General features: G+C 39.0%; 25 protein-coding genes. 15 read left to right on the forward strand and 10 right to left on the reverse strand.

What is annotated here, in order from left to right; genetic code table 11:
* Positions 1–3: 3 nt before the first annotated feature.
* Positions 4–687 carry a M15 family metallopeptidase gene (locus tag FFJ24_RS22235; RefSeq protein WP_138819326.1) on the forward strand — a complete coding sequence of 228 codons (684 nt, stop codon included), beginning with the start codon at positions 4–6 and terminating at the stop codon, positions 685–687.
* A gap of 229 nt (positions 688–916) precedes the next feature.
* Here FFJ24_RS22235 and FFJ24_RS22240 read toward each other — a convergent pair whose 3' ends face one another.
* From FFJ24_RS22240 to FFJ24_RS22250, 3 genes are read right to left on the reverse strand one after another with little or no spacing between them, the layout of a single operon-like run.
* Entirely contained in the window at positions 917–1,417 is a 501-nt protein-coding gene (locus FFJ24_RS22240; protein ID WP_138819327.1) for a phosphoglycerate mutase family protein, read from the reverse strand.
* A 37-nt stretch (positions 1,418–1,454) separates the two neighbouring features.
* The gene (locus FFJ24_RS22245) at positions 1,455–2,495 is read right to left on the reverse strand and encodes an aminotransferase class I/II-fold pyridoxal phosphate-dependent enzyme (RefSeq protein WP_246862678.1); all 1,041 of its coding nucleotides are present in this window, start codon (positions 2,493–2,495) and stop codon (positions 1,455–1,457) included.
* On the reverse strand, positions 2,495–3,823 hold the full coding sequence (locus FFJ24_RS22250; protein ID WP_138819329.1) for a D-alanyl-D-alanine carboxypeptidase: 1,329 nt from the start codon (positions 3,821–3,823) through the stop codon (positions 2,495–2,497). The genes FFJ24_RS22245 and FFJ24_RS22250 overlap by 1 nt, the downstream gene beginning before the upstream one ends.
* A gap of 51 nt (positions 3,824–3,874) precedes the next feature.
* Here FFJ24_RS22250 and FFJ24_RS22255 point away from each other — a divergent pair, with 51 nt between their 5' ends.
* The 7 genes from FFJ24_RS22255 to FFJ24_RS22280 all read left to right on the forward strand — a co-directional run bounded on the left by FFJ24_RS22255 (position 3,875) and on the right by FFJ24_RS22280 (position 10,712).
* The gene (locus tag FFJ24_RS22255; RefSeq protein WP_138819330.1) at positions 3,875–5,122 is read left to right on the forward strand and encodes an aspartyl protease family protein; all 1,248 of its coding nucleotides are present in this window, start codon (positions 3,875–3,877) and stop codon (positions 5,120–5,122) included.
* Positions 5,123–5,212: 90 nt separating this feature from the next.
* Positions 5,213–7,726, forward strand: a complete 2,514-nt coding sequence (locus FFJ24_RS22260) for a zinc-dependent metalloprotease (RefSeq protein WP_138819331.1) — start codon at positions 5,213–5,215, stop codon at positions 7,724–7,726.
* Between the two features lie 225 nt (positions 7,727–7,951).
* Positions 7,952–8,338 carry a hypothetical protein gene (locus FFJ24_RS26580; RefSeq protein ID WP_246862680.1) on the forward strand — a complete coding sequence of 129 codons (387 nt, stop codon included), beginning with the start codon at positions 7,952–7,954 and terminating at the stop codon, positions 8,336–8,338.
* A complete protein-coding gene (locus FFJ24_RS26585) occupies positions 8,301–8,825 on the forward strand; it encodes a phosphodiester glycosidase family protein (protein WP_246862681.1) in 525 nt (174 codons plus the stop codon). Before FFJ24_RS26580 ends, FFJ24_RS26585 begins: the two co-directional genes overlap by 38 nt.
* 58 nt (positions 8,826–8,883) lie before the next feature.
* Complete coding sequence (locus FFJ24_RS22270) at positions 8,884–9,810, forward strand: hypothetical protein (RefSeq protein ID WP_138819332.1); 927 nt, start codon at positions 8,884–8,886, stop codon at positions 9,808–9,810.
* 104 nt (positions 9,811–9,914) lie between these two features.
* A complete protein-coding gene (locus tag FFJ24_RS22275) occupies positions 9,915–10,106 on the forward strand; it encodes a cold-shock protein (protein WP_010599196.1) in 192 nt (63 codons plus the stop codon).
* A 78-nt stretch (positions 10,107–10,184) separates the two neighbouring features.
* A complete protein-coding gene (locus FFJ24_RS22280; RefSeq protein WP_138819333.1) occupies positions 10,185–10,712 on the forward strand; it encodes an alpha/beta hydrolase in 528 nt (175 codons plus the stop codon).
* Between the two features lie 97 nt (positions 10,713–10,809).
* Here FFJ24_RS22280 and FFJ24_RS22285 read toward each other — a convergent pair whose 3' ends face one another.
* The 4 genes from FFJ24_RS22285 to FFJ24_RS22300 all read right to left on the reverse strand — a co-directional run bounded on the left by FFJ24_RS22285 (position 10,810) and on the right by FFJ24_RS22300 (position 14,249).
* A complete protein-coding gene (locus tag FFJ24_RS22285; RefSeq protein ID WP_138819334.1) occupies positions 10,810–11,292 on the reverse strand; it encodes an anti-sigma factor in 483 nt (160 codons plus the stop codon).
* Positions 11,289–11,870 (reverse strand): RNA polymerase sigma factor, encoded by a 582-nt coding sequence (locus tag FFJ24_RS22290; protein ID WP_138819335.1) that lies wholly within the window; start codon positions 11,868–11,870, stop codon positions 11,289–11,291. Before FFJ24_RS22290 ends, FFJ24_RS22285 begins: the two co-directional genes overlap by 4 nt.
* Before the next feature lie 1,422 nt (positions 11,871–13,292).
* Positions 13,293–13,613, reverse strand: coding sequence for a multidrug efflux SMR transporter (locus FFJ24_RS22295; RefSeq protein ID WP_138819336.1), 321 nt, complete (start codon positions 13,611–13,613; stop codon positions 13,293–13,295).
* A 69-nt stretch (positions 13,614–13,682) separates the two neighbouring features.
* Positions 13,683–14,249 carry a Crp/Fnr family transcriptional regulator gene (locus FFJ24_RS22300; protein WP_138819337.1) on the reverse strand — a complete coding sequence of 189 codons (567 nt, stop codon included), beginning with the start codon at positions 14,247–14,249 and terminating at the stop codon, positions 13,683–13,685.
* Positions 14,250–14,476: 227 nt separating this feature from the next.
* On the opposite strand from FFJ24_RS22300, the gene FFJ24_RS22305 reads away from it, so the two are divergent.
* Together FFJ24_RS22305 and FFJ24_RS22310 are read left to right on the forward strand one after the other, a co-directional pair.
* On the forward strand, positions 14,477–14,839 hold the full coding sequence (locus FFJ24_RS22305; RefSeq protein ID WP_138819338.1) for a DUF6249 domain-containing protein: 363 nt from the start codon (positions 14,477–14,479) through the stop codon (positions 14,837–14,839).
* Positions 14,840–14,845: 6 nt separating this feature from the next.
* Entirely contained in the window at positions 14,846–15,946 is a 1,101-nt protein-coding gene (locus FFJ24_RS22310) for a serine hydrolase (RefSeq protein ID WP_246862682.1), read from the forward strand.
* An 8-nt stretch (positions 15,947–15,954) separates the two neighbouring features.
* On the opposite strand, the gene FFJ24_RS22315 is transcribed toward FFJ24_RS22310, so the two are convergent.
* From FFJ24_RS22315 to FFJ24_RS22325, 3 genes are read right to left on the reverse strand one after another with little or no spacing between them, the layout of a single operon-like run.
* Complete coding sequence (locus FFJ24_RS22315; protein ID WP_138819339.1) at positions 15,955–16,377, reverse strand: hotdog fold thioesterase; 423 nt, start codon at positions 16,375–16,377, stop codon at positions 15,955–15,957.
* Positions 16,367–16,876, reverse strand: a complete 510-nt coding sequence (locus FFJ24_RS22320; protein WP_138819340.1) for a DinB family protein — start codon at positions 16,874–16,876, stop codon at positions 16,367–16,369. The genes FFJ24_RS22315 and FFJ24_RS22320 overlap by 11 nt, the downstream gene beginning before the upstream one ends.
* Positions 16,857–18,065, reverse strand: a complete 1,209-nt coding sequence (locus tag FFJ24_RS22325; protein WP_121285252.1) for a HAMP domain-containing sensor histidine kinase — start codon at positions 18,063–18,065, stop codon at positions 16,857–16,859. The genes FFJ24_RS22320 and FFJ24_RS22325 overlap by 20 nt, the downstream gene beginning before the upstream one ends.
* 223 nt (positions 18,066–18,288) lie before the next feature.
* On the opposite strand from FFJ24_RS22325, the gene gltX reads away from it, so the two are divergent.
* The 5 genes from gltX (at position 18,289) to FFJ24_RS22350 (ending at position 26,031) form a co-directional block, all read left to right on the forward strand.
* A complete protein-coding gene (gene gltX, locus FFJ24_RS22330; protein ID WP_138819341.1) occupies positions 18,289–19,797 on the forward strand; it encodes a glutamate--tRNA ligase in 1,509 nt (502 codons plus the stop codon).
* A 164-nt stretch (positions 19,798–19,961) separates the two neighbouring features.
* Positions 19,962–20,804, forward strand: coding sequence for a neutral zinc metallopeptidase (locus FFJ24_RS22335; RefSeq protein ID WP_138819342.1), 843 nt, complete (start codon positions 19,962–19,964; stop codon positions 20,802–20,804).
* 104 nt (positions 20,805–20,908) lie between these two features.
* Positions 20,909–22,042 carry a cell wall metabolism sensor histidine kinase WalK gene (locus FFJ24_RS22340; RefSeq protein ID WP_138819343.1) on the forward strand — a complete coding sequence of 378 codons (1,134 nt, stop codon included), beginning with the start codon at positions 20,909–20,911 and terminating at the stop codon, positions 22,040–22,042.
* 18 nt (positions 22,043–22,060) lie between these two features.
* The gene (locus FFJ24_RS22345) at positions 22,061–25,645 is read left to right on the forward strand and encodes a response regulator (protein ID WP_138819344.1); all 3,585 of its coding nucleotides are present in this window, start codon (positions 22,061–22,063) and stop codon (positions 25,643–25,645) included.
* 14 nt (positions 25,646–25,659) lie between these two features.
* Positions 25,660–26,031 carry a two-component system response regulator gene (locus FFJ24_RS22350; RefSeq protein WP_138819345.1) on the forward strand — a complete coding sequence of 124 codons (372 nt, stop codon included), beginning with the start codon at positions 25,660–25,662 and terminating at the stop codon, positions 26,029–26,031.
* The last annotated feature ends 4 nt before the right edge of the window (positions 26,032–26,035 follow it).

Here is a 26,035-nt window from a genome sequence, read left to right on the forward strand (position 1 = left end):
AATATGAAATTCAATCTGCTAGCTTTATTCTTTTTCATTTCTGTTGCTGTAAATGCCCAAAATAAACCCCTTGCGATAAAAAAGCTGGTTATCGTAAATTCTTACAACCAATATCTGGCTTCTGTAAAATCGAATCCGAATAACGAACTGGTTGAAATCAAAAAAGTCATTCCAACAATTAAGCTGGATATCCGTTACGCGACCAGGAATAATTTTATGCAGCAGGTCATGTATAAACAGGCGAGGGCTTTTGCCCGTAAACCTGTAGTTGAGGCCTTAAAGAAAATTCAAAAGGAACTAAGTAAAAAAGGTTACGGTTTAAAAATATTTGATGGTTACCGACCGTACGCCATTACTGTTGAGTTTTATAAAAAAGCAAGCGATAAAAATTTTGTGGCCAATCCGGCAAAAGGATCTAAACACAATAGGGGCTGTGCAGTAGATTTAACACTAATTAATCTGAAAACAGGTAAGGAATTGGTGATGCCAACGCCTTATGATAGTTTTTCGGCAGCCGCCGCCGTAAAGTATGACAATGTATCACCCGAAGCCAGGAAAAACCGCGATTTCCTGATTGCTATCATGGCAAAATACCAGATGAATGTGCTGGAAAATGAATGGTGGCATTATGATTTCTTGGGGTGGAGAAGTTATGATTTAATGGATATTCCTTTCGAGAAATTGTAGTTCATTAGTTCAATTGTCATTGGTTCATTGGTGTTGGGAGCATAACAATTAGTTGCGTCATTTCGATCCGATAGCTAGCTATCGGATGAAACGCAGTGGAATGGAGAAATCTATTCGTAGTAGTATAATAACCTGCCTAAACTAAATTATTATTCGTGGTGTAGGATGTTACCATCTTACACTAAATTTATCTCTCCAATTTTCAGGTGATAACACCTGACAGCACAAACTACAAGTGGTGCGGCCTGCCGTATTGATCCATTTTAACCCTTGCTTTATCTTCTTTTACCGATAATTCAAAAATGTAATCGTAATCATCATCAGTCAATTCCTCTTTTGGCCTTTTACCGCCAAGTGCTTCAATAATTTCGAGTACGGTATTGGAATGAGCTGCAACCATCACCGTTTTACCTACATAATTGGTCTTAATGGTATCCACAAGCGATTTAATATCTTTATAATTAATTACTTTTGGGATCACCAACGAATCTAAGGTTTGATGGGTTCTTTTTGTCGGAGTGGCGAAGGCAATATCAAATTTTACCTTTTTTAAATACTTTGCTAAATCGGCAACACGGATTTTTCCCTCATCCGATAGGCTGGGATCGGTATCCTGTGGGTTTGATTTATCCTTCTCAGCATGTCTAACAATCCATATGGTGGTGGTTTGTGCTGAAATGACATTAACAAAAAGAAGGCTTAACGACAGGAATACAAGCAGTTTTTTCATGTCATAAATATTCAAAAATTAATTGGATAAGGAAAGGTTAAAAATTTAAGGCTTTTATTAAGCGATCAATATCTTCTTTTTCGTGCCAGCTGCTCAAAACAATTCGATTTATCGGCTCAGATTCGGGTTTTGGGTAGGGGAAAGATGAAATCAGAATCTTTTCTTTTAACAAGCGGTTTACTAAAGTAGCATCTTGTGCTAAGAATGCAGGAAACATTGGTTCAAAAGTCCATGTTTTATTTAAACCGGCAGTAAGTAACTTTATATTTTCCTGCAATCTTGTCCATGCATTGTGGTGAATTTTTTGGGCATTGATAAAGGCAAAAAGGCTGGCTGCAGATGGAGGGGATGCTCCAACAAAAGTATTGCTGTTTTTTAGTTTGGCGATAACGGCACCAGAGCCTAACACCAATCCTGCATCAACTCCTAACGCTTTTGCCATTGAGGCCACAACAATGCGTTCGATATTGGCTTTAACCGGAAGGTTGATAAACGCACCCATCCCATTATTATTAACCCCTATGCCATGTGAATCATCAACAATTAAGATAACCTTTTTTTCTGGCTGTATTTTGGTTAAAAAGTTAAAATCATAAATTTCAGGAAACAGATTGTTCATGGAGTTGCTGATCAGCACCCATGTTTTTTCATTGGACGTATTGATGAGGTTTATTGTTTCCTTCTTCCAGTCATTAAATGTTTGCTGATTGGCTGACTGATCGGTTAACCAAAGCGCAGGGTGCGTAGTTGGAGCATAAATTACTTTACCTAATATAGATAAGCTTTTAACGGTAAGTTGCGCGGCTAAATATCCGCTCGAAGTAATGAGCGCTGCTTCTGCTCCATACCGCCCGGCGGCTACTTTTTCTGCTTCATCATAAATACCCAGTTGAATATTATTGGTACGGCTAGTTCCATTATTTAAGCCAAATTTCTTGATCCCTTCCAGATATAAATTGATAAAAGCCTGATTTTTTGGAATACCCAGGTACGCCGTTCCGCCAAAATACAGGTAGGAATTACCATCAATCTTGATTGTATTCGAAAAAGGCTGATTTATCGATTTAAAATCTGGCATCAAAAATTATTATGTATGTAAGTTACTATCCTTACCATCTCGGCACGTACTTCTGCAGTTGGTTTTACAAAATTATTGTTCATAAAGGAATAGATATACGTTTTCCCTTTTTTTGTCAATACATACCCACTTTGGTTATGCACACCACCTAATGAACCTGTTTTGCCGTAAACATAAGGTTTATCGGTTTTTGGATAAGCACTTTTTAAGGTTCCGCTTTTTCCTCCGGCAGGCAGTAGATCAAAAAGTTTTTCCGGATTGTTTACCAGCCTATAGATAGAATCGAGGAGGTATACATTATCGCGGGGGGTAAATAAATTCTGACGGGACAAACCAGATCCGTCAGCCCATTTTACTTTATCAGGCAAAAAAGAAAGGTAGTTTTTTGTAATATAATCAATGGCTTTCGTTGTACTCAATGTATCGCCAATCTGGTTGGAGCAAACCAAAAGTAAATGTTCGGCGATAAAATTATCGCTGGGTAACATCATGTGTTTTAAAACCGAGTCGCGTTTTGCGCCCTGCAAAATTTTGGCATCCGAAGGAATTTTAAAATCAATAAGTCCAACAGGCTTGTGTAGTGTATCCGATAATACTTCAACGGTAACCTGTGCGCTGGTTTTATATGGGTTTTGCTGGTTATAGCCGGGTTTTACAGCAACGGCAGGATAATGGAAGTTATTGGTTAAAAAATCGCGTGTTACCTGAAAATTACCTGTGTTTTTTGTCGAATCTACTTTAAAACATGGTGCAAAAACTTTGGGTTCGATGTTGATTTGATTTGGACCAGCATAAGTAGAGGTTACCATGTTATCCATAATCGGCATTTCGGTAATTTCCGGCTGATAATAATAATCGTAATCATCCCACGACCAGCCATCGCCAAAGAAATTGCCCGAATATCGGCCAGGAGAAAAGAATAGTTTTTTATTTGATGACAGGAGAAAATGGTATGCCGATTTGTCTTTTACCGCGAATTGTAAAAAAGCCGGATCTCCGGTTCCCCAAAAAATCAATGAATCATTTCGCTCAATGTATTTTAAGGCTGGCATTAAATCTGGCAGCATTTTTAAGCTTGCAAAAAAGGTATATAATTTGGTATTAGACGCCGGAGTAAAATACTTATCCGCATCTTTCTGAAAAATCATTTTTTTATCTGTTGGATTATAAAGCGCAAAACCAACCTGATATTGTTTAATCACCTGCGAATTTTTGAATTCTTTAGCTACTTTTTTTGAAATGATCTTATTCGTTGAACAACCAGTTAACAGGCAAATGGATAGAACAAACGTAAGAAAAATAAAATTATGATTTTTTAAGGGGAACATGTGCTAAATTTAGGAGGCATAATTATCAACTAATTTATTAAATTTAGTTTAATGTTAACCAAATATAGTTCCGGTGTAATAATCTGTTTACGTAAACTGACCATTTGCCTGGGCCTGGTATTTTTTATGCTTTCAGTTTCGGGACAGGAATTTCTTTTTAAAAGAAACCGGCAAAAGCAATCCATTTCTTTTAAATGTATCAAAAACCTAATGGTTATTCCGGTATTTGTAAATGGAAAAGGGCCATACGATTTTGTTCTTGACACTGGGGTTGGTCCCATGATTATTACCGATCCATCTATTATCGATTCGTTAAATTTTAGTAATCTCCGTAAAATTAAAGTTTCTGGGTTGGGAATCGAAACCATTGAGGCCTATGTATCTCAAAGCCTTGATGTAAAAGTAGGTAGTACAAGCATTAAGTATATACCAACGGCGATCTTAAAAGAAGATCTCTTTAACTTGTCGGGACATTTAGGTCTGAAAATTTATGGATTGTTGGGTTTTAGTTTTTTTAACAGCTTTATTGTTGATATCCGCTATAGCGAAAATAGGTTGATTATTTACGATCGGGATGCAAAAGTTAAATACCGCGGAAAAAAAATCCCGATTGAGATCGAAAATCAGAAACCTTATGTTGTTGGTAATGTTGAACTTCCTGATGGGAAATCGATCAACGCCAGATTCTTAATGGATACTGGTGCAAGTCACGCGCTTTCCCTCGAAATGTTACAGGGCAGTGAATATCCCTTGCCCGAAAAAAAAATAAAGGCCAATTTGGGGATGAGCCTCAGCGGACAGATTAAAGGTTACATCGGCAGGGTGGGCAAATTTAGTTTAGGAAATTATGTTTTTAATGATGTTGTTGCCGGATTCCCGGATTTTAAAAGCATTGCAGAAAAAATCGACCTATCTAAACGAAATGGGAATTTAGGCGCCGATTTACTTCGGAGATTTAATATTCAGTTCAACTATCAGGATGGCTTTATTTATCTTAAAACCAATGGATTAAGTAAAATTCCTTTTGAACACGATATGGTAGGTATGGTACTTTATCTTGATCAGAAAGAATATAAAAGAGTTCTGATTGGAGAAATAGACGAAAATAGTCCGGCAGAAAAAGCGGGTTTGTGTACCGACGATGAAATTATTGCGGTAAACTTTAAAAACATTGATGCTTATTCTTTGAACGATCTTAACGAAATGTTTAAATCGAAAGCAGACAGAAATATAATTTTGGAAATTTTTAGAGATAATCAAGTCTATTTTAAAGTGATTCGCCTAGAAAAGAGGATCTGATAAGCGTAATTTTCCAGTTACAAATGTTTAGTCGTGTAACAACACTTTAACTTTAACCTCTTATTGCCAAGCAAACTAACTTTATAACACATGAATAAAAATTTTAAGGTACTTGCCCTCGCAGGTATCGTAGCACTTGGTGTAGCCGGATCAGGTTCGGTATATGCCCAGAAAAAATCTAAAACGACTAAAGGTGCCACTCCAACAACTCCAACCGCAGCCCCGGTAGCAGCAAAAAAAGAAGGTATTAAACCATTTGCTGAAATAATTACTTCAAAAGCCAGAACTACAAACGGTTTATTCAAAACACACAAAGTGGACGATAAATGGTATTTTGAGATACCAGATTCGATGATTAACCGCGAAATGCTTGTAGTTACCCGTTTGGCAAAGGTGCCTGCAGGTGTAAAAGTAGGTAACCAGCAATATGGCGGGGAAGAATTAAATGAACAAGTTTGGAAATGGGAGCGCAGGGGAAAACAAGTTTACATCCGCGTACCAAGTTATTCAACTAAGGCCGATCCGAACAGCGATATGTACGAATCGGTACAAAACTCTAATCTTGCACAGATTTTAGCCAGCTTTGAGATTAAAGCCTACAATAAAGATACTACAGGCGTTGTGATTGATGTTACCGATTTTTACAACGGTGATGTAATGGCTATAGGTGCTACTGATCAGATCCGTAAGGCTTATAAAGTTACCATGTACGATGCAACACGTTCTTATATTGATACGGTAAAAACTTTTCCTATTAATGTTGAAGTAAAAACAGCTAAAACATACCGTGCGGCAGAATCTCCAACAGATAACAGCAATGGAGCCGTTACTTTCGAGTTTAATACCTCAATGTTATTATTGCCAAAAATCCCTGTAAAAGCAAGGATAATGGATAGCAGGGTTGGTTTCTTTGGTCAATCTCAGATCGATTACGGGAGCAACGCGCAAAAAGCAGAACGTACAGCCTATATTCACCGCTGGAATCTGGTTCCAAAAGATACCAATGCTTATAAACGTGGCGAATTAGTAGAACCGGTAAAACCTATTGTAATTTATATCGATCCTGCAACACCAAAAAAATGGGTGCCGTTTTTGATCCAGGGGATTAACGATTGGCAGGTAGCATTCGAAGCTGCTGGTTTTAGAAATGCCATAATAGGTAAAGAAGCACCAACACCGGAACAAGATCCTCAGTTTAGCGTAGAAGACTCCAGATACTCTGTGGTTCGTTATTTTGCTTCAGATATTGCAAATGCTTACGGCCCGCACATTAGCGATCCCCGTACCGGTCAGATTTTAGAAACGCATATTGGTTGGTACCATAACGTAATGAACCTATTGCGTAACTGGTATTTTGTACAAACGGCAGCTATTAATCCTGAAGTGCGTAAAGCGCAATTTACTGATGCGCAGATGGGCGAATTGATCCGTTTTGTTTCTTCACACGAAATAGGCCATACTTTAGGTTTGCCACATAACTTTGGCTCAAGCTATGCTTACCCGGTTGATTCTTTACGTTCAAAAACGTTTACAGATAAACATGGTACCGCACCTTCAATTATGGATTATGCGCGTTTTAATTACATTGCTCAACCTGGCGATGGCGTAACCAAACTTCACCCTCAAATTGGAGAATACGATAAATGGGTAGTGAAATGGGGATATACCTGGATTCCTGGAAACAAAACTGCAGAACAGGAAAAAGAAATTTTAGATCAGTGGACTTTAAAAAATGCAGGTAATCCTTTGTATTTCTATGGCCGTCAGGGAACTTCATTAGATCCTCGTTTGCAGAGCGAAGATTTGGGAGACAATGCAATGAAAGCGAGTACCTATGGTATTGCGAATTTAAAACGTATCCTTCCTAATGTAGAAAAATGGACCTATCAGAAAGGAAAAGATTACAGCGATTTAAAAGAAATTTATACTGAAATTGTTGGTCAGTTTAGCCGTTATATGGGGCATGTGGCAACAAATGTTGGTGGTTTAAGCGAAAATTTTAAAACCTACGATCAAAAAGGACCAGTTTATGCCTACTTACCGAAAGCAAAACAAAAAGAAGCCGTTGCTTTTTTCAATCAACAATTATTTACTACCCCACTTTGGTTAATCAGCAACGATCAATTAAGTAAATTTGATAATGGAGTGCTTTTAAACCGGATTAAAGGGGTTCAAACGAATACTTTGGGTAACCTGCTATCGGCATCCCGTATCGCACGTTTATTAGATAACGAAACTAAAAATGGTAGGGCAAAAGCATATACCTTACCTGAGTTATTTGCAGATTTAAGATCGTCGGTATTTGTGGGCGGAAGAGCTGACGCCTTTAAACGTAACTTACAACGTGCGTATGTAGACCGTTTGCAGGATTTAATGACCAAAGATTCAGAACTTCCGGTTGGTTTCCCGGTAGAGTATGCCGCTAGTTATGGTTTAACTCCAATCAATGTAGGCTTATCTGATATCAGGCCGCTGGTTAGAGCAGAGCTGAAAACCTTATTGGCTACTACAAAAGCCAGGGCAGCTGCGGGTGATGCCATTACCAAAGCACATTACGAAGATTTAAATATCAGAATTAAAGATATTTTAGATCCGAAGAAATAATTAATGAGTGAATTACTGAATTAGAGAATGATTGAATAGCGATGCTTCCAATCAATCATTCAAAATTCAAAGAAGCGGAGCAGATCATTAAATTGATCGCTCCGCTTTTTTGTTAAATTAAACCTCGCAGGTTTTTAAAACCTGCGAGGTTTAAAATATTGTATAATTCTTGATGCTTAACTTAAACAACATAACAGTTTTTTAATTTTATACCAAAATAAGGTTATGCTTAAAAAACTATTCTTTGCGCTTGCATTATTTATTTCCGGTTTCTCTGCCTTTGGCCAAAATACCGATTCTATTACCGTTATAAAAGCCAAATGGCAAAAAAACAGGGTGGCAAAACAGGTAATTTTATTCAGGCATCATTTTGATCAGAAAAACCTCTTCGCTGCCAACGAAAATATTTCATTTTTAGAAATAAAAAATACCGGACGTAAAGCTGTATTTGCCATTGGTGCAGAAGAAAAAGAATTGGTTACAACGAGTAATTTTGGATTACGCGATACAGCAATTGCTGCGGTTAATAGCAATTTCTTTGATGTGAAACGGAGGATCAGTAGATTTTGTCCGTGTGAACGGAAAAATAATCAATACCAACCATTTGGATAAAAACGGAAACCGGGCCAGGCACCAGGAAGCGGCAGTCGTAATGGATAAAGGGAAAATATCGATCAAAAAATGGGATGGATCAACCGGTTGGGAAACAAAGTTGAGTGAACAAAATGTTTTGCTAAACGGACCGTTATTAACCTTAAACCATGTTGATGAAATTTTAGATACCACTGGTTTTAACCGTTTACGCCATCCCCGTACCTGCCTGGGCTTGAAACCAAACGGAAAGGTAATTTTATTGACCGTTGATGGTAGGAATGAAAACTCATCAGGAATGAGTTTGTTCGAACTCACCAAATTAATGCGTTGGCTGGGCTGTACTTCTGCTATCAATTTCGATGGCGGCGGCTCCACCACCCTGTGGGTAAATGGAATGCCTGATGGTGGAGTAATCAATTATCCAGCAGATAATAAAAAATGGGATCATGAGGGGCAGCGGAAAGTGGCCAATGTTATTCTGGTAAAGAAACAGGCCAAAAGATAAAATCCCTGCAACATAACAAGCTTAAAAAAACTTATTTTAGCCGAAGATTTTTGTTGAAATGATTAGAAATACAATATACTTTTCCTTTTTTGTGCTCATGCTCAGTGCCTGTAAAATGGGAACTAAAACCAGCGATCCCACACTTCGGGATTTTACTTTTGAACCTGTTAAAGGCATTCGTTATGTTGAAGTAAAACGCCGGTTTAAAGATGGCTACTCTTTTAATAAGGAAGGTTTTATGCAAAAGCCATCGTGGATAATAGAGGTGGTTAAAGAGGATACGATGTCGGCCTGGAGCCCGCAGAAACATAGGATGCAGAATTTTTACCTGCAGTATGATCATGGAAATGTATATAATTTCGCGGCAGAATTTTTTAAGGTAAAACACATTAGTAAGGACAGTTTGGTTTTTCAACGCGTTCAGGTTGATGGAAAAGTAATTGCTTCGGATATTCGCTCGGACGTAAACATGACCTTTTACGCACAGGACTATATTAAAAATAAATTGAAAGCCAGGGCCGAAGACCTACAAAAACCGACTAAAGCAGACACCGCTTTTATCGAGGAACGTTCTGCTAAAGTTAACGCAAATAGCGATAGTGCTTTCGCCGCTACAAACCCGGTTCAGTTTATCCCTAAAAGCAAAATTGTAAAGGTCGAAAAAATCAGTACGGTAGACCGGACGAATAATAGAACCGAAGCTTATGATTATATGTTCCCACAATATATTATCCGGATAGACCGGGCTTACAAAGATTTTGCTTACCAGGTTGCAGCTATTGTCGATTTTCAAGGAGGAATCCACATAAAAACGGTTTATAATGTGCTTTCTGAGAATGCTGAAGCAAAAAAAAAGGTTGCCCAGGGAATAGCCGATATTTATGTTAGAAACCTTTTTGATGTGGCTCCGGGAACAACGTTAGGGATTCCGCATAATAGCGAAATTACCTTAACAATGATTGGGAAGGTAATTAAAAAGCCTTAGTAATCTGCTATTTACAAAATTTTAACGTTAAAAAAATGTTAAAATTTATTTTGATTTTAAAAATTAAAACTTACCTTGCATACTTAATTTTAATATTTAATACAATGCAAGAAGGCACAGTAAAATTCTTCAATGTAACTAAAGGTTTTGGCTTTATCATCCCTGCGAATGGCGATAGCGAAATTTTTGTTCATTCAACAGGTCTTATCGACGAAATCCGTGAAAACGACAAAGTACAGTACGAAGTTGCTAACGGTAAAAAAGGCTTAAACGCCGTTAATGTGAAAGTAATTTAATTTATTTATCATATTTACAGAGAAGGCTGCTTTCTTGCGATGGCGGCCTTTTTTATTTTGTTTTTCTACCTACACATCATGACTTATTACTTTATCATTCCTGGTTTGGGCAATTCTGGCCCTGACCATTGGCAAACGTACTTCGAAAAATCAGGAGATAACTTTATCCGTATTAATCAAAAGGAATGGGATACACCAGCAAATCAGGATTGGATTGAAAACATAGAATCGGCACTCACCGGATATAATTTGGATGATGTGGTTTTAATCGGTCATAGTTTAGGCTGTACAGCCATTGCCAATTGGGCAAAAACTTATCAAAAGAAAATTAAGGGTGCCTTATTGGTTGCGCCCAGCGATATAGAAGCACCAAAGTACAATTTTGATACACCTGGCTTTGATCATGTTCCCTTGGATAAAATAAATTTTAAAACTATCGTAGTAACTAGCGGAAATGATGAATGGGTAACGCTGGAAAGGGCTGAGTTTTTTGCTAAAAATTGGGGAAGTGAATTTATTAATATCGGTAATGCCGGACATATTAATGCTGCCGCGGGCTTTGGTGATTGGCCAAAGGGATTGGAGATTTTGAAAACTTTGGGTTAAAATTTATCTTGCTGAATTCCCACAGATTCCGCGAAAGGCGCAGATGAACATAAATCTGCGTAAATCATTCTGATCTGCGGGAGCTATTTAAGCTATCTTACTTCTGAGCAACTTTTTTCCTTAAAAACTGATCGAGAAAAATTAATCCAATCACCAGATCTGCGAAAAGAAAGGCAAAAATAGCCGTTGGCGTGATGTATTTCTCTAAATTTAAATCAAGATTCACCTTCAAATCGAGTTTGGGCATTTCGAAGTTAGCGTTATAAAATACATAACCTAACAAGGCCAGTAAAGAGATAACGAAAAAGCCACCAATACAATAAATAATCTTTTTATCTACCTTGGTTTTCATGGCTAACGGGGCAGGAGATGAAGCAATATTTTCCATCACATTTCTGTTGAAAGACATGGAGGGTTCATCAAGATCTAGTTCGCCAAAAACAGAATTAAGTTTTATCAGTTCCTCGTGCAGCGATTTAATCCTGGCATCCGATTCAATTTTTTCTTCGATGGCTTTTTTTGAAGAATCATCCAAATTCCCATCAATATAGTCCCAAAGCTGTTGTTCTATTGTGTTCATAATAATTCCTTTACTTCATCTTTTAACAAATATTGTAATTTTTCTTTAAGTCTTTGCCTTGCCCTGTGCAACTTTACTTTTATAGTGTTGGGCTCCATGTGTAATACTTCCCCAATTTCTTCCAAACTCTGCTCGCCTTTATAAAACAAAGTAATAATAGCGGCATCATCTGGTAAAAGCTGGGTAATGGCAATATTTAAAAAAGCATGGCTATCCAGCTTCTCGTATGCATTTGCGTTAAAACCGGAGGTTAGATTTTCGAGCTGCAAAATGGTCCCTTCATCATGTATTGAAGTGGTGTCTAAACGGTTTTTCCTTAAAAAAGTCATCGCTGTAGTATAGGTAATCGTGTACAGCCAGGTGCTAAACTTCGCTGTTTGTTTAAAAGTACCTAATGCTTTATACGCTTTTACAAAGCAATCCTGCGCAATTTCTTCGGCATCTTCCCTGTTTTTGGCAAACCTTAAAGCAAGCGAGAATACAAATCGTTGATGGCGTTTTACCAACAGCCCATACTGATCGGTTTGGCCGTTCAATACATTTTGTATCAGTGCTAAATCGGTAAGTTTTTGCTCCATGTTTAGCTGTAAGACTACATCAAAGATCGGTAGGTTACACGTGGAACATCAATTTATTATGAATTTGAGAAGAAATGAGGATTTAAATTTGATTTTTCTTGTGTTTTGAAAATGAAGAGACAGTTTTTCATGGCTTAGGGTAGTCCTGCTGTTCGCTGTAACCATCATTCTTAGGGGCTGCCGCTGCCATCAGGTTTACATACAAAGTTGTGGCGCCTTGAAAAACCTAAAAATGAAATGCTGTTTTGGCCATTTAGCCCCGGGTGAAGTATTACCCTGCAGGCTGAGGTACGAAGCCGAAGTGTATAAGCGGAACACGGGAACTAACTTGCTTACTTGCACCGGCATTGCGCTCCAAAAAAATAAGATGCTGATAAACTCAGTATATACATTTTTTGTTATTTGAAAATGAAGAGACAGTTTTTCATGGCGGAGGGTAGTCCTGCTGTTCGCTGTAGCCCTCATTCTTCGGGGCTGCCGCTGCCATCAGGTTTACACACAAAGCTGTGGCGCCTTGAAAAACCTAAAAATGAAATGCTGTTCTTGCCATTTAGCCCCGGGTGAAGTATTACCCTGCAGGCTGAGGTACGAAGCCGAAGCGTATAAGCGGAACACGGGAACTAACTTGCTTACTTGCACCGGCATTGCGCTCCAAAAAAATAAGATGCTGATAAACTCAGTATATACATTTTTTGTTATTTGAAAATGAAGAGACAGTTTTTCATGGCGGAGGGTAGTCCTGCTGTTCGCTGTAGCCCTCATTCTTCGGGGCTGCCGCTGCCATCAGGTTTACACACAAAGCTGTGGCGCCTTGAAAAACCTAAAAATGAAATGCTGTTCTTGCCATTTAGCCCCGGGTGAAGTATTACCCTGCAGGCTGAGGTACGAAGCCGAAGCGTATAAGCGGAACACGGGAACTAACTTGCTTACTTGCACCGGCATTGCGCTCCAAAAAAATAAGATGCTGATAAACTCAGTATATACATTTTTTGTTATTTGGAAATGAAAGGGCGGTTTTTTCATGGTGGAGGGTAGTCCTGCTGTTCGCTGTAGCCCTCATTCTTCGGGGCTGCCGCTGCCATCAGGTTTAATAACAGCGTACGTGCACCCTGAAACCCAAAAATGGTTACCTCATGTCACTAAGTTAAAGGTTTTAATCACAGATGCACACGGATAAACAAGGATTTTATATCTGTGTACATCCTTTTTATCTGTGGTTAAATTATGCCTACCTGCGCCGCGGGCTTAACTTAATGACATTGAGCGTTACCCTGCAGGCCAGGAGGAATCCCGATTCTTCGGGAAAGCGCAATACGCGAATTAACTTATTTAATTGCACAGGCATTGTGCTAGATCCTGGCGAAACTTGCGGAGTTTTGCTTGTGCTCTTGGCCTTATAAACTTCGCAAGTTGGGCCGTGTGCTAATGCGAAGCGAAAAACTTCAGTCCTGCAATTGATCCGATAAGTGTGCAGATAAAAAATATCCGCCAAAAGGTTGCCGGTTCGTTAAAATAGACAATGCCGATAATTACTGTTCCTACAGCACCAATACCTGTCCAAACGGCATAAGCAGTTCCCATGGGTAAAGTTTGGGTTGCTTTATTTAGCAATAAGAAACTTAAAATTATACAGGCAAAAAAAGCGGTACTCCATTTTATATTCGAAAAATTGTTTGATAATTTAAGACAGGTAGTAAAGCCAACTTCGAAAAGGCCGGCTATAATTAAGATAATCCAGTTCATGATAAATGTGTTTCTGCAAAATTACGACACATTTCTCGGGCAACATTTTACAAATGTTAAAAAATGAGTTTATTTATAGGTGGCCCTGATCCGGCTCAAAGTAACCTGAGTTACACCCAGGTAAGAGGCGATGTGTTTTAGGGCCACCCTTTTAATCAGCTCCGGCGATTGTGCTATAAACTCCTGATAACGCTCTGCAGCGCCTTTAAAGGCCCTGTCGATTAATCGTCTTTCAGTAGCAATTAATTCCTGTTCGGCTATTTTTCTGCCCCAGTTGGCAATTTCGAGATTGCGTTTGTAAAGCGAAAAGAGGTCGCTTAACTTTATTTGTAATAAAGTGCTGTTTTCTAACAGTTCAATATTTTCGTAACCTGGGCGGTTGTTAATATAGCCGTTAAACGAAAAAAGTACATCACCATTTTGTCCAAACCAAAAGGTAATCTGCTGGTTTTCGCCATCGCAATATGCGCGGGCAATACCTTTTTCAAGAATATAGAAATGAGATTCTATCTTATCGGCACCGATAATGATCGTTCCTTTTTTGTGTTTGATATGCTTGATATGTATATTGAACTCACGCAATGAATCATCACTTAATGAGGCAAAAACGGCTATATTTTTAAGTTTTTCAATCAAAATTTAAGACTCTGAAACAAAAATAGCAATGTTTTAGGTGTGTATGGTTTGGGGATCGATAAATTATATTGATTATTTTCCTTTTTAAAGACCTGGTGATTGAGAATTGGTAATTGAACATTTTTCGCCCTGGGGTGTAACCTGATTAAAAAGTATGTAGTCATAATACACAGAACGCGGTTCAATAGAAAATAAATAGAATATTAACACATAAAAAAATTATAATTATGAACGGTATATTAGTTCCCATCTCACTTTTTTTAGGCGGATTCGCAATGGTATTTGGAATCCGTTATTTATCAAATAAAGAGAAAATGGCAATGATTGAACGTGGACTCGATCCGGGCGTTGGTAAATCGGCACCAAGACCTTATTTAAGTTTGAAGTTTGGTTTATTACTCGTGGGTTTGGGTATTGGCCTGCTTACAGCCCTCGCAGTAGTAAGAAATATGTTTGGTGGAGAAATGACTGAAGCAGAAACCTCACAAGCTGTAGCAGTTTATTTTGGTTGCCTGGGTGTTTTTGGTGGTTTAGGCTTAATTGTTTCCTTCGTGATCGAAAAGAAAGCGATTGAGAAAGATAAATTCTAGCCAGGCGTGAAACTAAAACAGACCAGTATCCTCCGGGGCTTCCTTTCTATGCTTTACTGCTGCCTGCTCATGCCGGTAGCAGTAAAGGCCCAAAAGCTGAATGATCAGATTGATAGTTTAATCATGACTGTAATCTCAGATAAGCAAGGACCCGGAGGTGCATTTATGATTGTCCAAAAAGGAAAGGTAATTTACCAAAAGGCTTTTGGGAAGGCTAACCTTGAGCTGGATGTTAACCTTAGTACAGAAAGTGTTTTTCAGCTAGGCTCTATGACCAAGCAATTTACCGCTGTAGCAGTATTGCTTTTAGAGCAGCAGGGCAAATTAAAGGTAAGCGATCCCATTTCGAAATACATTCCAGATTACCCTGCCGGTGATAAAATAACCATACATCATTTGCTTACGCATACTTCAGGCATTAAAGATTTTACCAAAATGAAGACTTTGGCGGATATAGCTCAAAAGGAGATGACACCTAAAATGATGTTAGATTTTTTTAAGAACGAACCTGTTGATTTTGCACCCGGCGAACGTTTTGACTATAATAATTCTGGCTATGTGCTCCTAGGCTACCTGATCGAACTCGTTTCGGGCGATACTTATGCCAATTTTATTCAGCAGCATATTTTTGATCGGCTTGGTATGGATCATTCTTATTACGCCAGCGACAAAAAAGTGATTTATAACAGGGCTTATGGTTACCAGAAGAAAGCGAATGGTTATGTAAACAAGACGGCTATTAGCTTTAGCGTTCCTTTTGCGTCAGGTGCTTTAATGTCTACTTTGGGCGATTTGCTCAAATGGCAGAATGCCTTAAGCCATAATAAGCTGTTAAACACGACCGAAACGCAGCTGGCTTTTTCACGCTATAAAGTAAATAACGGAGAATTGTTCAATTATGGTTATGGCTGGCACATTAAAGAGTCTGACGGTTTACCTGTAAGGACACATGGAGGTAGTATCTTCGGGTTTAAAAGTATGGGTGTTTATGTACCAGACGAAGATATTTATGTAGTTGGGCTCACCAACTGTGATTGCAATTCGCCAACCCTACTTACCGAAAATATAGCCAGACTGATTATAACTGAAACGTTAAAAAGTAAGTAAGCCGTTATTTATTGCGGTTTAACAATTATGGCCACCGTTAAGCGGCTAATGCAACTCATTTTTCCGCGTTCATCATAAATTTTAATTTCCCAAACATGCGTTTTGGCGCCAACATGCAAAGGTTTGCAGATTCCTTTTACCAAACCGCTTTTCACCGGTCGCAAATGGTTGGCGTTTACCTCTAAACCAACAGCAACATATTTCTCCGGGTTTATGCACATATAAGAAGCAATGCTGCCCAGGGTTTCGGCCAAAACTACCGAAGCCCCTCCATGCAGTATGCCCGCAGGCTGGTGCGTGCGCTCATCAACAGGCATGGTGCCAACAAGAAAATCTTCGCCTATTTCAGTAAAGCGGATATCAAGCAAAGCACCCAGGTGGTTTTTGGGGCGTTCATTTAAGTCTTCAATGGTAAAATCTTTAAACCACATGATAGCGTTCTTTTAAAATGGAAACATGGTGGATAATGTGTCCTCCAACAATAAACAGAATCGATTTTATATTAATTTCCCTGCCTGATGCAATTCCTTTTCTATTTAATTCTTCTTCGTTTAAAGATTTAAAAAGGTATAAGTTGGCTTTACGCAGTGCGATAAACTCTTCAATCAGATCTTCCAGATCGCGCTGAGCAAAGCGGGCATTCAGGACGTAGTCATCTTCCTCAAAACCTGGCAAAGGCTGCTGTTCTTTTCGGGCAAAACAGGTAATTCGGTAAGCAAATACACGTTCAGCATCAATAATATGACCTAACATTTCTTTCAGTGTCCATTTACCTTCGGCATAAGCATAATCAGCTTTACCGGCGTTCGCCCTAAACAGGGCTGGAAGACTTTGGATCTGATCGTTTAAAATTTCGAAAATATCTCGATCAACTTTACTGATATAGGCTTCGCCCCAAGTTGGATATTCGTTATGCTGTGGTCGGTTCATATCTTAAACTGCTTTTTAATATTATTCTAAAAGTTGTGCCTTTACCCAGTTCAGAGTCTTTTACAAAAATTTCTCCACTGTGGTAATTTTCTACTATACGTTTGGTAAGCGATAAACCCAAGCCCCAGCCACGTTTACGGGTGGTATAGCCGGGTTGAAAAACCGCATCGAACTTAGATCTTGGAATGCCCTTTCCGGTATCACTCACATCGATAAATACCTGCTCTTTGGCTAAATTTTCGATAATATTGATGGAAATAGAGCCTTCGTTTTCGATAGCGTTTGCGGCATTTTTTAAAAGATTTTCAATCACCCAATCAAACAATGGCACGTTTAACATTGCCCTTACCTGTTCATCGCCGGTAATGCTAAATTTAACCTTGTCTGAAGTACGCACTTTAAAATAACGGATAAAATCGCTCACTACAATGTAAACCGTATGGTCTTCAAGTATAGGTTTTGAACCGATTTTCGAGAAACGGTCGGTAATAATTTCCAATCGTTTAATATCGTTTTCCATTTCGGCAATCAACGGATCATCTTCTGCATCAAATTTAGATTTCATCAGTTCTGTCCAGGCCATGAGCGATGATATCGGCGTACCCAGCTGGTGTGCCGTTTCTTTGGCTAAACCGACCCAAACATGATCTTGTTCATCTTTCCGTGCAGAACTGAATGCCGCATAAGCTGTTAAAAGGAAAAGGAAAATAACCCCCATTTGAATGTAGGGGAAATACCTCAACTGCGTTAAAATGAAAGAATCGCGGTAGTATGCCTTAAATTTTCTGCCAAATATATTCATTTCATCAGGCGGATGCTGGGCTTTCATCTGCCTCAACTGCCGTACAAAATATAAACTATCGTAAGTGAGTTTAGTATCTGCAACGGGATAATTGGTTTTAGTACTGTCTAAACCAAAAAAGGAAGTAATCATTCCGGCAGAATCAATCATGATTACAGGCGTTTTCGTGTTTTTTCTTACGGTTTCTACCACATCACGGTAATCATCATTGTCATAAAGAAACATGGCCCGTTCCTGAATCCGCACCCAAAGGTGAAACTGGTCGGCTTCCTCTCGTTCCATTTTTTTTACAAAAGAATCGGTGTAAAATACTGAGGCAATGCCAATTAAGATGGCAAAAATGAGAAGGAAAAACTTCCATCGGCGTTTCTTTTGATAAGGATTCATGCTTTAGTTAGCCAAATTACAATAACAAAACGAAAAAAACATAAAACCATTATGCTTTTTCAAAACCGTGCAACAATCATTTAGAATGCACAACAGTTTCATCACAGATGAAAACACGATAAAATGGATGAAAAATATATCTTTGTAGCGTCTTGCGCTTTGCGTATGGGGATAGGCGTTTTATGCGCTTTACGCCTCGCGCCAACCGCTCAACAATTCAACCATGGATAAAAAAGTTAGAGTAAGATTTGCCCCAAGCCCAACCGGAGGTTTGCATTTAGGTGGTGTGCGCACGGCCTTGTTCAATTATTTGTTTGCCAAAAAAAATAATGGAACTTTTGTACTTCGAATAGAAGATACTGATCAAAACCGCTTTGTAGAAGGCGCAGAACAATATATTGTAAACTGTTTAGATTGGTGCGGCATTACACCAGATGAAAGCCCTAACAACCCGGGGTCTTACGGGCCATACCGCCAAAGCGAACGCAAACCCAGCTACCGCAAATTTGCCGAACAGTTAATTAGCGATGGTTATGCTTATTATGCTTTCGATACCCCGGAAGATTTAGATGCCAAACGTAAGGAAATTCCAAATTTCCAATACGGGCAGGCCACGCGTATGCAAATGCGTAATTCTTTAACCCTTACCATTAATGAGGTTGAAGAGTTATTGGCAGCTAAAACACCATACGTGATCCGCATTAAGGTACCAACCGATGAAATTGTGCATTTTAATGATTTAATTCGTGGTGACGTAAGTTTCGAAACCTCTCTGGTCGATGATAAAGTGTTGTTAAAAGCCGACGGAATGCCAACCTACCATTTGGCCGTTGTAGTTGACGATAAGGCGATGGAAATTAGTCATGCTTTTAGGGGGGAAGAATGGTTGCCTTCAGCACCGGTGCATATTTTACTTTGGAAATATTTAGGTTGGGAAGCAGAAATGCCTGCATGGGCACATTTGCCTTTAATCTTAAAGCCGGACGGACATGGAAAGTTAAGTAAACGCGATGGCGACCGCTTAGGTTTCCCGGTTTATGCCATGAACTGGACCGACCCTAAAACAGGCGATGTAACCAGGGGATTTAAAGAAATGGGTTTTATACCCGAAGCTTTTATCAATATGCTGGCCCTTTTAGGCTGGAATGATGGTACTGACCAGGAGTTATTCTCCTTAAAAGAGCTGGAAGAAAAATTCTCGATAGAAAGAATTAGTAAAGCAGGAGCTAAATTCGATTTCGAAAAAGCGAAGTGGTATAACCATGAGTGGATCAAAGCAGAGCGTGCCGGGCGTCTGGCACCCAGCGTTAAAACTGAGCTTGAAAAAGCTGGTATTGAAGTTAATGATGATACTTTTTTAAATACCGTTATTGATCTAATTAAAGATCGTTGCAATTTGATGTCCGATTTTGTAGCACAGAGTAGTTACTTTTTTACCTCACCTGCAGAATATGATGTAAATTCGGTAAAGCCAAAGTGGACAGCTGAAAAAGCTGATTTCTTTAATGGTTTTGCTGATGGTTTAATATTAAGCGATGCCGTTTCTGCTGAAGCAGCATTTAAAGCCCTTGCCGAAGAAAAAGGCTTTAAACCAGGCGAATTGATGTTGCCTTTCCGCATTATGCTGGTAGGCGGTAAATTTGGTCCGGGCGTTTTTGATATTGCTGTATTATTGGGTGCAGAAGAAACTAAAGCAAGGATAACAAAAGCAATTACTGTTTTTAATAGCTAGTATAATTTTTCAGGAATACATGCATATAATGAAAGAAGCCAGGTTTAAAACCTGGCTTCTTTTTTTGCCAAAAATGCGAATGGATAAATCAATAAAAATAATTTATACTTTAGCCTAACAATTATCCCATAATTGAGGTTATCCATTAAACTAAAAGGTAAATTATGCAATGGTTCGGTAAAGGCAGTAATAATGTAGAAGATGGCAGAAGTGGCGGAGGAGGAAAAACCATCCTCGGCGGCGGAGTAGGTATAATAATCGTGGTACTCGGCCTGATTTTTGGGAAAGATTTAACAGGCTTGGTTGGTCAGATTCCGGCTGCAACAGGCACTGAAGAAGTTAAACAGGGTGTACCGGCAAACGATCCGCAAGCACAGTTTGTAGCAGGTGTGTTAGAATCAACCGAGCAGGTATGGGATAAAGAATTTCAGACGATGGGCAAGCAGTATGAATATCCTAAACTTAGATTATTTAGAGATGCGGTGCAAACCGCCTGCGGTAATGCAGGAGCCAATGTAGGCCCCTTTTACTGTCCTGGAGACCATAAAGTATACATCGATTTATCATTTTATGATGATTTAAAAAACCGTTTTGGTGCAGCAGGCGATTTTGCCCAGGCGTATGTAATTGCACATGAGGTTGGCCATCACGTTCAAAATTTATTGGGCATATCAGAAAAGCTCGATCAGGCCCGTGACCAGGTAAGTGAGAAGGAATATAACCGCTTATCGGTGAAATTAGAATTACAGGCCGATTTTTTTGCCGGACTTTGGGCGCACAATGCCCAAAACCTTAAAGATTTTAAATTAGATGAAGGTGATATAGAAGAAGCATTAACTGCTGCCAATGCCATAGGCGATGATAAATTGCAAAAACAGGCTACAGGCGAAGTTCAACCAGATTCTTTTACACATGGTACCTCTGCACAGCGGATGTATTGGTTTAAAAAAGGCTTCGAAACAGGAGATATTAAACAAGGAGATACCTTTAATTCAAATAATTTATAAAAAATCAAAACTTTTTTAAAAGTGAATTGTTTGTTTACAGTTAATGAGATTTTTGTCTCAAAACCAAACATAATTATCCCGGCTTCTTATTTGTTTTAATAAAGATGATCCTTATAGTTGATGACAGGCCTGAAAACCTGATCTCGTTACAGAAAGTACTCCAGGCACACAATTTTGAGGTTGATACCGCGTCATCTGGCGAAGAAGCGCTGAAAAAAGTTTTAAAAAACAACTATGTCCTGATTATTCTCGATGTACAGATGCCAGATATGGATGGCTTCGAGGTAGCCGAAGCCATTTCGGGTTTTAGCAAGGCAAAAGATACCGCCATTATATTTCTTTCTGCAGTAAATACAGAGTTAAAATTTATTACCAAAGGATACCTGAGCGGTGGATTGGATTACATCACCAAGCCAGTTGATATTAATGTGCTGCTCCTTAAAATAAAAACATTTTATCGCATTTACGAGCAAAATAGAAAGCTTAACGAGGTACAGGAAAAACTGCTCGAAGAAATTGAATTCAGGAAACAGGCAGAACATAAAAAAGACGAATTTATCAGCATTGCCAGTCATGAGTTAAAAACCCCTCTAACCAGTGTAAAAGGTTACATTCAATTGTTGCAGCGCAGCTTAAACAGGGATGATAAAGCCATGGCACAAAACCATCTCGAAAAAGCCAGTATCCAGCTCGAAAAACTGAACGAACTGATTGTTGATCTGCTTGATATCTCGAAAATAGAAAGCGGCAAAATGAAGTTTAACATGAAAAGCTTTTGTGCGGATAATATGGTAAACAATGCCATCGAGATGTTGCAGCAATCTAATCCCGATTTTAAAATCAGCAAACTGGGCAAAACACACGAAATGATTTTTGGTGATGAAATGCGCCTGGAACAGGTGGTAATCAATTTTATTACCAATGCCATCAAATATGCGCCGGGTACCAATCAGGTTAATGTAACCATCAACATTAAGGATGAAAAACTCTATGTGGCTGTGAAAGATTTTGGGATAGGTATTTCTAAAGAGCAGCAGCATAAAATATTCGATAAATTTTACCGCGTAGAAGAAAACAGCAACCGCTTTAACGGCCTGGGGATTGGTTTATACATCTGTTCCGAAATCATTAACCGCCATGGCGGCACTATCGGTGTAAACAGTGTTCCCGATGAAGGATCGGAGTTTTACTTTATTATTCCCATTACCGAAGAAGAAATCCTTAAAAACCAGATCTAATTATCCTTAATCCATATAATGAAAACAACTCTTAAAAGTAATTTACGTTTAGGCCTTGGCTTATCGCTAATTATTCTGTTTATCAGTTCGCTGGCCTCTTACGTAAGTATTGGCAACCTTATTAAAAGCACTGAACTGGTTAAACACAGCGATGAAGTAATTTTAACCACTGAAGGTGTAATTTCCACCTTGAAAGATGCCGAAACCGGGCAACGGGGTTACCTTCTAACGGGAAATAAAATATTTCTGCAACCTTATTATGGCTCTACCGACACGGCAATGTCCGCCTTAAACAGGATAGAGGCGCAAACGAAAGACAATGCCATTCAGCAGAAAAATATTGCCGAATTAAGAAATATCCTGGCCCGGAGACTGAATATTATTTCGTCTACAATAGAAATCAAATCACTGGGCGGGCAAGTCGATCCAACTGCACTTTTAGAAGGAAAAACCTATATGGATCAGGCCCGTAATGTTGTTAACCGCATGGTTAAAGAAGAACGCAGGTTACTCGAAAGCCGTACAGTTGAACTGAACAAACTGACATCCTATACTCCGATTCTGATTTTAATAGCTGCGGTTCTTGCAATACTTATTACCTTGTTCTTTTATAGAAAAGTATCTATCGATTTTGATGAACGTGTTAAACTTCAAAAAGAAATTGAGGATAAAAAGTATGAGATGGAGAAACGTATTGCGGCCATCAAAGAAATTGCCTATCAAATTTCTAATGGTAATTATGGCGTAAAGCTCGATAGTCAAACTCAGGATGATATTGGCGAACTTTCTGAATCGCTAAATACAATGTCATCATCATTAAAAAAATCTTTTGATATTTTAGAAGAGAATGAATGGCTGCAAACTGGCGTAGCTAACCTAAACGTGAAAATGGTTGGTGAAAAAGACGTTTTCCACCTGGCAGAAGATATTATCGAGTTTCTGGCCAATTATACCAAGAGCCAGATTGGAGCCCTGTACTTATTTAAAGATGATGGATACCTGCATTTAAAGGGGCAATATGCGCTCCAGGGACAAAACCTGGTCGAAACCTTAGAGCTTGGCCAGGGATTAATTGGCCAGGCGGTTAAATCAGGTAAGCCTATACTGTTGGAAGATGTTCCGCAGAACGAGCTCACCATTACACATGCCACCGGTAATATCAAACCAGCACAGCTAATTGTACTACCAATTATTAGAAATGAAATTTCAATAGGCGGTTTAGAATTAGGTACGATTGGTAAATACAGCGATCTGCAATTGCATTTTTTAAGCCTGGTTTTATCTGATGTGGGTACCGCATTGCTGGGTGCACAGAACAGGCTAAAATTGCAGCAGTTATTGGAAGAAACGCAGGCACAATCAGAAGAGCTGCAGGTTCAGCATAATGAACTGGAAGGTTTAAACGCAGAGCTCGAAGCACAGGCACAGAAACTTCAGGCCAGTGAAGAAGAATTACGTGTACAGCAAGAAGAATTGTTGCAGAGTAACCAGGAGCTGGAAGAAAGAAGCAGCTTGCTGGAAGAAAAAAACGAACTCATAGAAGAGCGGAATATAGAGATTCAGCAAAAAGCAGAAGCGCTGGAACTGAGTACAAGGTATAAGTCAGAATTTTTGGCTAATATGTCACACGAGTTAAGAACCCCACTCAACTCCATCTTGTTATTATCAAGATTAATGGCCGAAAATGAAGCTATGGATCCCGAACACCAGGAATATGCAGAGGTTATTCAAAGCTCTGGTCAGGGCCTTTTAAGCTTAATCGACGAAATTCTGGACCTTTCTAAAATTGAGGCAGGTAAAATGGAACTCGACCGGACAAATATTAAGGTTGACGAGATCATTTCCAGCATGCGTTCCTTATTTAACCCCCTAGCTAAAGATAAGAACCTAAACTTTGTTATCGAAAAATCGGCAGAAGTTCCCGAGTTTTTTCATACCGATAAAATGCGCCTAGAGCAGATTATTAAGAACCTGCTATCAAATGCCATTAAATTTACTACGGTAGGTGCGGTAACTCTGAATATCAATACAAATGAAAAATTAGGTGCGCTGGTATTTAAAGTTACCGATACTGGTGTAGGTATTGCGCCCGAAAAGCAAGGCATGGTATTCGAAGCCTTTCAACAGGCCGATGGCTCTACGCGCCGCAAATTTGGCGGCACAGGTCTGGGGCTTTCCATTAGTAGAGAGCTGGCCAAACTATTGGGCGGATATATTGATTTAAAAAGCGCGGAGGGGAAAGGAAGTGTTTTTACACTTACGCTACCCATTGATAAAAATAAAGGTTTTGAAGGTGTAGTACCCCAAACAGATAAACCTGTAATGGCCTTAGAGACGCCGGTAAAAAAAGTAAGCCATTTAACGGTCGACAATATTCCGCAAGAGATTGAAGATGACCGCGACAATATTCAGCCTGATGATAAGGTGATTTTAATTGTTGAAGACGATACTCCTTTTGCTAAAACACTTTTAGATTTTACCCGGAAAAGAAACTATAAAGGTTTGGTTGCCGTTCGCGGCGATGCAGGGATTGAAATGGCGAAGACTTTTAAGCCGCTTGCCATTTTACTCGATATCCAACTTCCTGTTAAAGATGGATGGCAGGTAATGGAAGAGCTGAAATCGGATCCTTCAACACGCCCGATTCCGGTACACATCATGTCATCTTTGCAGGTTAAGAAAGAAAGTTTGTTAAAAGGTGCGGTAGATTTTATTAATAAACCTTTTGCCTTTGAGCACATGCAAGAGATATTTTCAAAACTGGAGCATGCCTTAAGCCGTCATCCTAAAAAAGTACTTATTGTAGAAGAGAATGAACAGCATGCCAAGGCATTAAGTTATTTTCTAAGTAATTTTAATATCCAGACAGAAATTGTTAACCAGGTAAACGAAGGCGTTTCTGCCTTGCATAAGCCAGAGGTTAACTGTGTAATTCTGGACATGGGCATTCCGGATAAGCACGCTTACGAAACACTTGAAGTGGTAAAGAAGACACCTGGCTTAGAGAATTTACCAATCATCATTTTTACAGGTAAAAACCTTTCAAAAGGAGAAGAAAACCGGATCAAACAATATGCTGATTCTATCGTGGTAAAAACGGCACATTCTTATCAACGTATTCTGGATGAAGCAGGCCTGTTCCTTCACCTGGTAGAAGAAAAAAGCAAGGAGAAAACCAAAACACCTAAAAGGTTTTCCGAACTACAGGATGTATTGGTTGGTAAAACGGTTCTGGTAGCGGATGATGATGTGCGCAATATCTTCTCCCTAACCAAAATGTTAGAGCAGCACCAGATGAAAGTGGTAGCCGCCACTGATGGTAAGGAAGCCCTGAAATTATTAAATGAAACGCCCGAAATTGATGTTGTTTTAATGGATATGATGATGCCGGAGCTAGATGGCTATGAAACTACAACAGCCATCAGACAGGATATCAAATACCGCAACCTGCCAATTTTGGCTGTTACCGCAAAAGCGATGATGGGTGATCGTGAAAAATGCATTGCTGCAGGTGCATCTGATTACATCAGCAAACCAGTAGATATGGATCAGCTGATCTCGTTATTAAGAGTTTGGTTATACGAAAATCATCATAAATCATAAACCATTTTATTTTTATGCCTCAAAAATTAATTCTCATAATTGATGATGATAACCGAAACATTTTTGCTTTAAAAGCTGTTTTAAAGGCCAAAGGTTTTGATTGTTTATCTGCTATAAGCGCGCAGGATGGTTTTTCTATTTTAGAAAAACATGATAATGTTGCCATTGTTTTAATGGATATGATGATGCCGGATATGGACGGTTATCAGGCTATTGCGGCCATGAAAAAATCGGATAAAATGCGGGATATACCCGTATTGGCGGTCACTGCCCAGGCCATGGTTGGCGATAAAGAACGTTGCCTCAGCGCCGGTGCATCGGGTTATGTTTCAAAACCGATAAATGTTGACGAGTTATTAAAACAAATAGAAAATTTTACAAAATAGTAGG

The sequence above is a fragment of the Pedobacter sp. KBS0701 genome, from assembly GCF_005938645.2.
Taxonomy (GTDB): domain Bacteria; phylum Bacteroidota; class Bacteroidia; order Sphingobacteriales; family Sphingobacteriaceae; genus Pedobacter.